The sequence below is a fragment of the Streptomyces sp. S.PB5 genome (assembly GCF_030403745.1).
Taxonomy (GTDB): Bacteria; Actinomycetota; Actinomycetes; order Streptomycetales; family Streptomycetaceae; genus Streptomyces.
The window spans coordinates 548,518-559,748 of record NZ_JAQMWP010000003.1 but is presented as its reverse complement, the minus strand read 5'-3'; the positions used below and the strand labels follow the sequence as shown (position 1 = coordinate 559,748).

Here is an 11,231-nt window from a genome sequence, read left to right as displayed (position 1 = left end):
AGGTGGGGGGAGTTCAGTTCGAGGAGGCCGTGTGGAACGGCAGGCCGGCGTCGGCCACCAGTTCCTCGGTGTCCTCGGCGGGCAGCAGCGTCGGGGTGCCGTCGGTGACCGGGACGACGCCCAGTTCCAGCAGCTCGGCCATGGCGGCGCTGCCGGCCATGTCCCGTACCTGGAGCTGGTAGCGGGCCGTGGTCCGGTACGTGCCGCCGTTGTCGTCGCCGGTGCGCTGCAGGAATCCGGAGTCGGTGAGGAAGGCGACGGCCTTGCCGACGATGCCGGTCGTCGAACCGGCGAGTCTGCGGGCGTCCTTGGTGGCGCCGGTCGCGCTGCGTCTCATCCAGATCCGCCAGGCCGACTCGAGTCCGGGCGCGTCGGTGGCGGGGTCGGTGTTCTCGCCCACCTCCTCGGCCCGCTCCTCCAGCCGCCGGCAGGCCTGCCGGACGAAGGCGTCGACGCCATTGACGCTGACCCGCCCGATGTACCCGTCGTCGGCGAGGTCCTCGGGCCGCGGGAACGCCATGGCGGCGACGGCGAGGTGGGCCAGCCCGTGCAGGAACCGGTCGGAGCCGTCGGCCGAGGTCCGGCGCGCGTAGTCGCCCATGCGGACGGCGAACACGGAGTCCTCGGCGGCGGTCACCGCCATCCCCGCGCGCGGCGACACCTCAAGGACGACCAGCCCGAGCCCGGCGGCCACGGCATCGGCGAGCCGTGCGAACGGCGGGTCCTCGCGGTAGCGCCGCAGCAGCTCGGTGTACTCCTGGTCGCGGGCGGGCTGCAGCTTGGGCTGAAGGCCGAAGGCGACTAGCCGAGCCGCGTCGGCGGCGTCGGCGGGTGTGACGGCGGCGGAAACGGGGGCGGGCCCGGCTTCCGGCTCACTCCACTCGACGTGCTCGGTCACGGTCGGTCTCCTCGGTCCACTGTTCCTCGACTCATGCTGCTTCCGTCCTGTCCGCCGCCATCCCGACCGCGTCCAGCAAGGCCGTCCCGACGATGAGATCCGCCCCGCCGAACTCGGGATCGTCCAGCTCGGTCCCGTCGTCCACGGCGAACAGGAGCTTCTCCTCGCCCTGCCGATAGGCGGTGCCCACCGCGGGGCTTGCCGCGTGCACGGCCAACAGAGCCACCAGGTACGGCAGATCGGGGTCCTGCCGCCGAGCCTCCGCCAGCAGCCCGGACAGCCGCCGCGGCGCGTCCGCGGGCAGATCCAGCAGCTCCATCGCCGAGGCCAGCTGCTCCGCGCTGAACCGGCTGTCGTCCGGCGTGGCGATGAGGTCCGGTTCCGGCATCTCCGCGCCGAGGTGCTCCCGCTCCACCGGCGGGGTCAGCAGTATGTCGACGAGGTCACCGACCCGGACTGACACCGGCGTACGCAACCCGGTCCCGCGCGCGAAGAACGCGTCGGTGACCCGGACCGCCTGCTCCAGGGGCAGCGGCAGCAGGGGCGAGACCAGGTGCCCGTAGAGGTCTATCCCCGATGTCGTCATGGGCGTGGCGAAGGCCTGCCGGTCCTGCTCCGCGCGGAAGAGCGGCCCCGCCTCCAACAGCCGGGACTGCAGCTGCGTGTGCCGCCGGATGCAGTCCTTGACGATGTCGACGAGTTCGGCGGCCCGCCGCTTCTGCTCGGCGTCCTCCGACTCGTCCCGCGCCTTGCGGATGTTGGTGAGGATCGCGTTCTCGTGCCGATAGCGGTCGGCCACGTGGTCGAGCGCCTCGGTGATCATGTCGGGCACGGCGTTGAGCCAGTCCACCGCCCGGACGTTGCGACGGGTGGCGTCCAGGGCCCGGCGCAGTGTCTCCGAGTACTGCACGGTCCGGTACCGGGCCTGTTCGGCGGCCAGTTGGGCGTCGGCGAGGCGGCCGCGGCTGATCAGCACCTCCAGCTTGACCTCGGCGGCGATCTGGGCGCTGGTGACGTCGGTGTCGAGGGCGCCGACGAGGACGTTGACCGCCTCGTCGGTCGTGCGGAGATACACGGAGCCGCCGGGCCCGGGCACCTCCTCGATCAGCTTGAAGTCGTAGTCGCGCCGGACATATGTGCCGTCCGTCGTGAAAGTGCCGTAGACCGCCCGGAAGCCGCGGTCCACGCTGCCGACGTTGATCAGGTTCTCCAGCACCCAGCGGGCCACGCGCTCATGCTCGGCGACGGGTCGCTGCGGGGCCTGGGCGGCGATGCGCGGGATGAGGCGGGCGACGATCTGGTCGTGGTCGGCGCCGGTGTCGAAGTCCATGTTCAGGGTGACCAGATCGATGGCGGAGAGGGCCACCTCGGCCATGCCGTACACCGAGTACTCACCCGCGAGGTTCGCCTTGCGTGCGTCGAGGTCGTGCAGCGGCGCGGTGCACGCGAGCGCGCGCAGCCGCCGCGCCAGTCCCTCGTCGGCGGCCGGGCCCGGTGCGGGGCGCGGCCCCGCGCTGAGCTGGGGCGGAACACTGTCCGTCGTTGCAGGCGAAGTCACGCTGCACAGACTAGAGCCTCGGTCTGACAACGACCCAAACGTCACAGAAGCGACCCCGCGTCACGGCCGGGACACCGATGCGTTCAGGACGCTAGCCGTCCTCGCCCACCCGCCGCCGGTACACCTCGACCACTCGCTCCAGCGAGTCGTCGAGGTACGTCGCGAGCAGCTTCTCGGCCGCCGCCTTGTCGCCCGCCTCCAGGGCCTGCAGGATCTGCTGGTTCCGCGCCAGGTACGGCTCGTGCAGGGCCTTGGGGTCGTCGACGACGTGGAAGGCGAGGCGGAGTTCGGCGAAGACGCTCCGCATCAGCTCGTCCGTGCGCTCGCTCCCCGCCAGCGCGACCAGCTCCCGGTGGAAGTGGATGTTGGCGGTACCCAACGCTTTCCAGTCACCTTCACGCACCGCCCGCTGCCCGGCGGCGACGGCGTCCGCGAGCCCGTCCCCGGCGTACGGCGGCTCGCCCAGCCCTCGCACCACCGCGCACTCGACGAGGCGCCGGGTGCGGTAGATGTCCTCGACGTCCTCGACCGTGAGGACCCGGACGAAGACGCCCCGGTTGAGCTCGTGGACGAGCAGGCGTTCATGCGTGAGCAGCCGGAACGCCTCGCGCAGTGTGTTGCGGGACACCCCGAGCGCCCCTCCGATGCTGTCCTCCGACAGCCGGGTGCCGGGCGGGAAATAGCCCTCGGCGATGCGGCTTCTGAGGATGTCCGCGACCCGTTCCGCGGTGCTGGTGCGGCCCAGGAGGGCCCGGTCGTCGGCCAGTCCGGTCAGCTGCTCTGCCATGCCCGGAATTCAACCGCAGACACGAGAACGAAACAACAGGGGTATTGAAGGATCGTTCAACGATCCTCTACCTTGCTACGAACCGCACGACACCGCACCCCACGGCACCCCTCGTTCCCGCACCCCACGGCACCGCCCGTTCCCGCACCGCACGGCTCAGTCCCGCACCCTCCGTCCTCCCACTGCGAGGTGCACATGAGCACGACTCCTCCACAGCAGGCCCTCTCCGCTCACCCCACGACCGACGAACGCCCCGCCGACGACGGGGCGTTGGCCTGGTTCCGCGCTCTCGGTCCGCGCGGCCGCCGCGCCTTCGCCGGCGCGTTCGGCGGCTATGCCCTCGACTCGTACGACTACTTCACGCTGCCGCTCAGCATGGTCGCGCTGGCCGCGTACTTCGGCCTGGACAGCGGCCAGACCGGCCTCTTCACCACCGTCACCCTGCTGGCCTCCGGCGTCGGCGGGGCCCTCGCGGGCGTACTGGCCGACCGGGTCGGCCGGGTCCGGGCCCTGATGATCACGGTGATCACCTACGCGGTCTTCACCGTCGCCTGCGGCTTCGCCCCCAACTTCGAGTCGCTGCTGGTCTTCCGCGCCCTCCAGGGTCTCGGCTTCGGCGGCGAGTGGGCGGTCGGCGCGATCCTGGTCGCCGAGTACGCGAGCGCGAAGCACCGGGGCCGCACGCTCGGCGTGATCCAGAGCTCGTGGGCGGTCGGCTGGGGTCTGGCCGTGATCGTCTACACGCTGGTCTTCTCGGTCTTCGACGACGGCACCGCCTGGCGCGTGATGTTCTGGACGGGCGCCCTGCCCGCCCTGCTCATCGTCTGGATGCGCCGCCGTGTGCAGGACGCGCCCGAGGCCGTCGCGGTCCGCGAGAAGAGCGCCGGACAGACCTCCTTCACCACGATCTTCAAGCCCGGCCTGCTGCGGACGACGATCTTCGCGGGCCTGCTCTCCACCGGCGTCCAGGGCGGCTACTACACGCTCGCCACCTGGGTCCCGACGTACCTCAAGAGCGATCGCGGTCTGTCGGTCGTCGGCACCGGCGGCTATCTGACGTTCCTGATCTCCGGAGCCTTCCTCGGCTACCTGACCGGCGGCTACCTCACGGACCGCCTGGGCCGCCGCCGCAACATCTGGCTCTTCGCCCTGCTCTCCGCCCTCTGCATCCTGGCGTACGGCAACATCCCGGAGGGCTCCAACACCCTGCTCCTGGTGCTCGGCTTCCCGCTCGGGTTCTGCATGTCGGCGATCTTCAGCGGCTTCGGCTCCTTCCTGGCCGAGCTGTACCCGACGGCGGTGCGCGGCACGGGACAGGGCTTCACGTACAACGCAGGACGCGCCGTCGGCGCCGTCTTCCCCACCACGGTCGGCTTCCTGGCCGACAGCTGGGGCGTGGGCGGTGCGCTGGTCTTCGGCGCGATCGGTTACGGCATCGCCGCGCTGGCTCTTCTCGGCCTGCCGGAGACGCGTGGAAAGGAGCTCGCGTGAACCGTACGGAAGACCGCTCCCTGACCCTCGTCGACGAGCACGCGCACGCGTGGAGCCCGCGGAACGCCCGGAACCGCTTCCGGGCGGGCCTGACCGGCCCCACCGCGGGGGTCGCGGCGGGCCACACCCAGGTCAACCTGATCTCGGTGCCCGCGGACTGGGCGTACGACATGCTGCTGTTCTGCCAGCGCAACCCGAAGCCCTGCCCGGTGCTCGACGTCACGGACGCCGGTTCGCACACGACCGTGCTGGCCGAGGGCGCCGATCTGCGCACCGATCTGCCGCGCTACCGGGTGTGGCAGGACGGCGAACTGGTGGACGAGCCGACCGACGTCCGGGCGCACTGGCGCGAGGACCTGGTGTCGTTCCTGATCGGCTGCAGCTTCACCTTCGAGTGGGCGCTGAGCGAGGCGGGCGTCCCGCTCCGGCACCTGGAGCAGGGTCGCAACGTCCCGATGTACGAGACCAGCTGGCAGTGCCGCCCGGCGGGACGCCTGCACGGCCCGATGGTGGTGTCGATGCGCCCGGTGCCGCCGCAGCATCTGTCGGCGGCGATCCGGGAGAGCAGTCTGCTCCCGGCGGTGCACGGCGGCCCCGTCCACTGCGGCGACCCGTCGACCCTGGGCATCTTCGACCTGGAGAGCCCCGACTTCGGTGATCCGGTGGAGCTCGCGCCGGACGACATCCCGGTGTTCTGGGCCTGCGGGGTGACCCCGCAGGCCGCGGTGATGGCCTCGCGCCCGCCGTTCGCCATCACCCACGCGCCGGGCCAGATGTTTCTCACCGACGCGCGCGACCAGCAGTACCGCGTGGCCTGAACGACGGCTCACGCAAGGGTCCGAGAAGGAGACACGGAAGTTCCATGACCTCGATCGATCTCAACGCCGACCTCGGCGAGGGCTTCGGCCGCTGGCAGCTCACCGACGACGAACAGCTGCTGTCGGTCGTCACCAGCGCCAATGTGGCCTGTGGCTTCCACGCCGGGGACGCGGCCACCATGCGGCGGGTGTGCGAGCTGGCGGCCGAGCGCGGCGTACGGATCGGCGCCCAGGTCTCCTACCGGGACCTGGCCGGGTTCGGGCGGCGCGCGATGGACGTGCCGCCCGCCGAACTGGCGGCCGAGGTGGCGTACCAGATCGGCGCCCTGGAGGTCTTCGCGCGCGCGGCGGGCACGCGCGTGTCGTACGTCAAGCCGCACGGCGCGCTCTACAACCGGGTCGTGCACGACGAGGAGCAGGCCGGCGCGGTCGTCGACGGCGTGCTCCTGGCGGACCCGGCCCTGCCGGTGCTCGGCCTGCCGGGCTCCCGCCTGCTGGAACTGGCAGGCAAGGCGGGCCTCCCGGTGGTCACGGAAGCCTTCGCGGACCGCGCCTACACCGAGGAGGGCCGACTGGTGCCGCGCGGCGAGGAGGGTGCCGTGGTCACCGATCCGGCGGCCGTCGTGGAGCGCTCGGTGGGACTCGCCCGGGACGGGGCCGTCACCTCGCACTCCGGGACGCGCATCGAGGTCCGCGCGCGCTCGCTGTGTCTGCACGGGGACACACCGGGCGCCGTGGAGCTGGCCCGCCGGGTCCGGGCGCGGCTGGCGGAGTCGGGCGTCCGCGTGGAGGCCTTCGCATGAGCATGAGGGCGCTGCCCGTCGGCGACGGCGCACTGCTCGTCGAGGTCTCCTCGGACGAGGAGGCCCGGGCCCTCCACGCGGAGCTGGTGCGGCGCCGCGCGGAGGGCTCGCTGGCCGCGACCGAGATCGTCCCCGCGGCCCGCACGGTCCTCCTCGACGGCCTCACCGACCCGGCCCGACTGGCCGGCGAACTGACCGCCTCCGCCGTAGCGCCCGCTCCCCCACGCGCGCGTGACGTCGTCGAACTCCCCGTGCGCTACGACGGCCCGGACCTGGCCGACGTCGCCGCCCACTGGGGCGTGGCACCCCACGAGGTGGCCCGCATCCACGCGAACACCGAATTCACCGTGGCCTTCTGCGGTTTCGCCCCCGGTTTCGGCTACCTCACGGGCCTGCCCGCCCACTACGACGTCCCGCGCCGAGCGACTCCACGCACCTCCGTCCCACCCGGTTCGGTAGCCCTCGCGGGCCCCTACACGGGCGTGTACCCCCGCTCGTCCCCGGGCGGCTGGCAGCTGATCGGCACCACGGACACGGTTCTGTGGGACCACGCGCGCGTGCCGGCCGCTCTGCTGTCGCCGGGCACGCGCGTGAAGTTCCTTCCGGTGGGTGCGGCATGACGGACCGCGCGCTCGCCGTCGTACGAGCGGGCGCCCTGACGACGGTGCAGGACCGGGGCCGCCCGGGCCACGCCCACCTGGGTGTCCCCCGCTCGGGAGCCCTGGACGGCCCTGCGGCGACGCTCGTCAACCGCCTGGTCGGCAATCCGCCGGAGGCGGCCGTCCTGGAGACCACCCTCAACGGCTGTGCCGTACGCCCCCGCTCGACGGTCACCGCCGCCGTCGGCGGCGCCCCCTGCCCGGTCACGGTGGACGGCCGCCCGGCCCCCTGGGGAGCGCCGGTCCTGGTCCCCGCAGGCGCCGTCCTGGACATCGGCACCGCCATCTCCGGCCTGCGCACCTATGTGGCCGTCTCCGGCGGCATCACCGTCGACCCGGTCCTGGGCAGCCGCTCCACAGACCTTCTGTCAGGCCTGGGCCCCCCACCCCTGACGGACGGCGCGGTCCTGCCTCTGGGCACCCCGACGGAGCTCCACGCGCGCGTGGACGTCGCTCCCCAGCCGGCGCCCCCGGCGGAACTGGTCCTACGGGTGACGCCGGGCCCCCGCGACGACTGGTTCACGCGCGAGGCGCTCCGCACCTTCATGTCCCGCACCTATCGCGTGTCCCCCGCGAGCAACCGCATCGGCCTGCGCACGGAGGGCCCGGCTCTGGAACGGGCGGTCCCGGGCGAACTCCCGAGCGAGGGCATGGTGTTGGGCGCGATCCAGGTCCCACCGGACGGCCGCCCGGTGGTGTTCCTGGCGGACCATCCGACGACCGGGGGCTACCCGGTGATCGCGGTGGTCCGCACCCAGGACCTCGCAGCAGCGGCCCAGGCCGTACCAGGCACTCCGGTGCGCTTCACAGAAGTAGGCAGGCGATAACAGGCTCAGGGGGGCGGGGCTGTGTCGATGTGCGGCTACCGCCGCGTGAGCGCGACCAGCCCCCACGCACCCGCAGACGAAGACGCTCACGCCGCCTCAGCCACAGACAGAGCAGCCAAAGCCGCCGAGACCGAAGCAGCCGCCCGCAAGTCAAGCCCCGCACTCGTCCCCCGAGCCCGATGCCGCATCTCATCCACCGCCAGCGTCAACAACTGCGGCAACAGATCCGTACACCGCCGAGCCACCCACCCCGTCCCCGCCGTGGCCAGCCACCACAGGCTCGCGGACTTGGTGGGAACGGGAAACTCGGGCTCGGCCGAGGGCGCGGCCCCTGTCGCGAGCCCCGCCTCCACCAGCAACGCGTGAAACCGCACGGCCAGCTGCCGATGTCCCCGCTCTCCCGGATGCAGCCGATCCGCGCTCCACATGGCCCGGTCCATGAGCCAGGCCCCCTCGGCGGCATGCAGATGCACCGCCCCGTACCGCTCGGACAGCGCGTGCACGACCGTGTTGACCGCCCGCTGACGCCGGGCCAGCGGCCGCGCCAACGCCCCCGGCAGCCCGAGCATCGCCCCCGGATCCGGCAGACAGGCCGTGAGGATCACCGCCCCCTGCGCGGCGAAGGCGGAGTACACGGCATCGAGCCGCGAGGCCACCGCGTGGATGTCGAAGGTGCAGCGAAGAGTGTCATTGACTCCGACCACCACGGACACGACATCCGGCCGCAACGCGAGCCCGACGGGCAGCTGCCGCTCCAGCACGTCGCGGGTCTGTGCACCGCTCACCGCGAGATTGGTGAACTCCACGGCCCCGGAGGAGGCCCCGCCACCAGGCCCCTCACCAGGCCCCTCACCAGAACCGTCACCAAGATCACCGCCGAGCCCACCGGCAAGCAGCGCGGCCCATCCCCGCCACCCCTCCCCGACGGGATCACCCACGCCCTCGGTGAGCGAGTCACCGAGGGCGACGAACCGAACGGGTCTCATCGCACGCCCTCGGGCACGGAAACCGGCACGTCGTGCGCGGCGAGGAACGCCTCCACCGCCGCACGCCATCCGAAGCACTCCGCACGCGCGCGTGCGGCGCTGCGCCGGTCGCCCGGCGGCCGTTCCAGCAGCATCTCCACGGCGTCCGCGAACGCACCCCCGTGATCCGCCGCGACGGCCCCCGCGGACCCGATCACCTCGGGCAACGCGGAAGACGCGCTCGCCACGACGGGCGTACCGCACGCCATCGCCTCCAGCGCGGCGAGCCCGAACGTTTCAGCGGGCCCCGGAGCCAGGCACACGTCAGCTGAGGCCTGGAGTGCCCCGAGGAGCCCGCGGTCGGAGACGTGCCCGAGGAAGACGACCGGCAGGCCGCGCTCGCGCGCCCGGTGCTCCAGCCGTGCCCGCAGCGGGCCGTCCCCGGCCACCACCAGCACCGCCCGCCGCCCGCGCCGTACGAGCGCCTCCAGGGCGTCCAGGGCCGTGCCGGGCCGTTTCTCCACCGACAGCCGGGTGCACGTCACGAGCAGCGTCTCGTCCTCGCGCGCGTAGCGGGCCCGCAGCCCCGGGTCGGCCAGCGCGGGGTGCCGTTCGACCAGATCGACGCCCAGCGGGGCCCGTACGACATTGCGTGCCCCGATCCGCACGAACTCGCGCTCGGCGAACTCGGTGGTGCACACCACGCGCGCGTACGTGTGTGCCGTACGGACGTTGAGGGCATCGGCAGCCCTCCGGGCCGCGCCTTCCGGAACGCCCCAGGTGCGCAGTACTCCGTCGGCGGTCTCGTGGGAGACCATCACGGCGGGCACCCGGGCCCGCCGGGCCCACCTGCCGGTCCACCTGAGCGTCGTGCGGTCGGAGACCTCCAGGCGGTCCGGCGCCAGTTCCTCCAGCAGCCGGGCCACCCGCCGCTTGTCGGCGAGCACGCGGTAGCCGCCGGTGCCGGGCAGCAGCGGACCGGGCAGGGTGATCACGCGCCCCTGCTCGGTCTGGACGTCGCTCACCCGCTCGCCCGGCACGACCAGCACGGACTCGTGTCCGGCCGCCCGGTATCCCTTGCCCAGCTCGCGCAGCGCGGTGCGCAGACCGCCCGAGGCGGGCGCGACGAAGTTCGCCAGGCGCACGATCCGCAGCGAAGGCGCGCCGGCGTCCATCCGCGAGGCGCTCATGCCGCCACCGCCGTCCGCCGCCCCGCGAGCACGCTCGCGTAGTGGCCGATCAGCTGGTCGCCGACGGCGGCCCAGGTGCGGCCCTCGACCGTGGCGCGCGCCGCGGAGCCGTAGGCGGCCCGCAGGCCGGGGTCGGCGGCCAGGGCCCACACGGCGTCCCGTACGGCGGCCGCGTCGCGCGGCGGGACCAGCAGGCCGGTGCGCCCGTGGGCGACCAGGTCCAGCGGGCCGCCGGCGGCGGGCGCGACGACGGGCACCCCGCTGGCCATGGCCTCCTGCACGGTCTGGCAGAAGGTCTCGAAGGGACCAGTGTGCGCGAAGACGTCCAAGGAGGCGAAGATCCGGGCGAGTTCGTCGCCGGTACGGCGGCCCAGGAAGACCGCGCCCGGCAAGGACTCCTGGAGCTGGGGCTCGCTCGGCCCGTCGCCCACCACCACGACGCGGACGCCCTCCAGGCCGCACACGCCGGCCAGGAGCTCGACCTGCTTCTCGGGGGCGAGCCGCCCGACATAGCCGACGATCAGCTCGCCGTTCGGGGCGAGTTCGCGGCGCAGGTTCTCGTCGCGCAGCGCGGGGCGGAAGCGGACGGTGTCCACGCCGCGCGGCCAGAGCTTGACCCGGGGGACGCCGTGGGACTCCAGGTCGTGCAGGGCGGCGCTGGACGGGGCGAGGGTGAGGTTGGCGGCGGCGTGGACGGAGCGGATGCGGCGCCAAGCGGCCGCTTCACCGGCGTGCACATAGGTGCGGGCGTAGCCCGCGAGGTCGGTCTGGTAGACGGCCACGGCGGGGATGCCGAGCCGGGCGGCGGCGGCCATGCCGCGCACGCCGAGGACGAAGGGGCTGGCCAGGTGGACGATGTCGGCGCGGTGCTCGGTGATGGCCGCGGCGACGCGTCGGCTGGGGAGGGCGACGCGGACCTGGGGATAGCCCGGAAGCGGTAGGGAGGGGACTCGGACGACAGGGCAGGGCGCGAGGGAATCGGCCCCCGGCCCGGTACCGGCGGCGGTGGCCGGCGCGACGACGAGCGGAGAGTGACCGCGATCCACGAGGTGCCGGGCGGTCTGGAGCGCGCAGTGGGCCACGCCGTTCACATCGGGGGGAAAGGATTCAGTCACGATGACGACACGCATACCGGTGTTGTCGCCGCGCTGGACGTGCTCGCGTCAAAGTGGATCTTTCCGAAGGGGGAACGTCCCATGAGCGTTCCCTCCCACACCCGCGCAGGTCAGGCCGTG

General features: G+C 73.0%; 11 protein-coding genes. 5 read left to right on the top strand and 6 right to left on the bottom strand.

Going from position 1 to position 11,231, the window contains the following annotated elements:
- Positions 1-13: 13 nt before the first annotated feature.
- From PH203_RS11410 to PH203_RS11400, 3 genes are all read right to left on the bottom strand, one after another.
- Positions 14-898, bottom strand: a complete 885-nt coding sequence (locus tag PH203_RS11410; RefSeq protein ID WP_289919373.1) for a hypothetical protein — start codon at positions 896-898, stop codon at positions 14-16.
- Between the two features lie 31 nt (positions 899-929).
- The gene (locus tag PH203_RS11405; RefSeq protein ID WP_289919371.1) at positions 930-2,456 is read right to left on the bottom strand and encodes a hypothetical protein; all 1,527 of its coding nucleotides are present in this window, start codon (positions 2,454-2,456) and stop codon (positions 930-932) included.
- Positions 2,457-2,547: 91 nt separating this feature from the next.
- Positions 2,548-3,243, bottom strand: a complete 696-nt coding sequence (locus PH203_RS11400; protein ID WP_289919366.1) for a GntR family transcriptional regulator — start codon at positions 3,241-3,243, stop codon at positions 2,548-2,550.
- A 195-nt stretch (positions 3,244-3,438) separates the two neighbouring features.
- On the opposite strand from PH203_RS11400, the gene PH203_RS11395 reads away from it, so the two are divergent.
- From PH203_RS11395 to PH203_RS11375, 5 genes are read left to right on the top strand one after another with little or no spacing between them, the layout of a single operon-like run.
- Positions 3,439-4,734, top strand: coding sequence for an MFS transporter (locus PH203_RS11395; RefSeq protein ID WP_289919364.1), 1,296 nt, complete (start codon positions 3,439-3,441; stop codon positions 4,732-4,734).
- Entirely contained in the window at positions 4,731-5,552 is an 822-nt protein-coding gene (locus PH203_RS11390) for a putative hydro-lyase (protein ID WP_289919360.1), read from the top strand. The genes PH203_RS11395 and PH203_RS11390 overlap by 4 nt, the downstream gene beginning before the upstream one ends.
- A gap of 44 nt (positions 5,553-5,596) precedes the next feature.
- Complete coding sequence (locus tag PH203_RS11385; protein ID WP_289919359.1) at positions 5,597-6,355, top strand: 5-oxoprolinase subunit PxpA; 759 nt, start codon at positions 5,597-5,599, stop codon at positions 6,353-6,355.
- Positions 6,356-6,357: 2 nt separating this feature from the next.
- Positions 6,358-6,975, top strand: coding sequence for an allophanate hydrolase subunit 1 (locus PH203_RS11380; RefSeq protein ID WP_289919463.1), 618 nt, complete (start codon positions 6,358-6,360; stop codon positions 6,973-6,975).
- Entirely contained in the window at positions 6,972-7,841 is an 870-nt protein-coding gene (locus PH203_RS11375) for a biotin-dependent carboxyltransferase family protein (RefSeq protein WP_289919357.1), read from the top strand. The genes PH203_RS11380 and PH203_RS11375 overlap by 4 nt, the downstream gene beginning before the upstream one ends.
- Positions 7,842-7,927: 86 nt before the next feature.
- Here PH203_RS11375 and PH203_RS11370 read toward each other — a convergent pair whose 3' ends face one another.
- The 3 genes from PH203_RS11370 to PH203_RS11360 are packed head-to-tail and all read right to left on the bottom strand — an operon-like array spanning position 7,928 to position 11,126.
- A complete protein-coding gene (locus PH203_RS11370) occupies positions 7,928-8,827 on the bottom strand; it encodes an SGNH/GDSL hydrolase family protein (protein ID WP_289919355.1) in 900 nt (299 codons plus the stop codon).
- Positions 8,824-9,996: a glycosyltransferase gene (locus PH203_RS11365; RefSeq protein WP_289919354.1), complete on the bottom strand. Its 1,173-nt coding sequence runs from the start codon at positions 9,994-9,996 to the stop codon at positions 8,824-8,826. The genes PH203_RS11370 and PH203_RS11365 overlap by 4 nt, the downstream gene beginning before the upstream one ends.
- Positions 9,993-11,126: a glycosyltransferase family 1 protein gene (locus PH203_RS11360; protein ID WP_289919352.1), complete on the bottom strand. Its 1,134-nt coding sequence runs from the start codon at positions 11,124-11,126 to the stop codon at positions 9,993-9,995. Before PH203_RS11360 ends, PH203_RS11365 begins: the two co-directional genes overlap by 4 nt.
- Between the last annotated feature and the right edge of the window lie 105 nt (positions 11,127-11,231).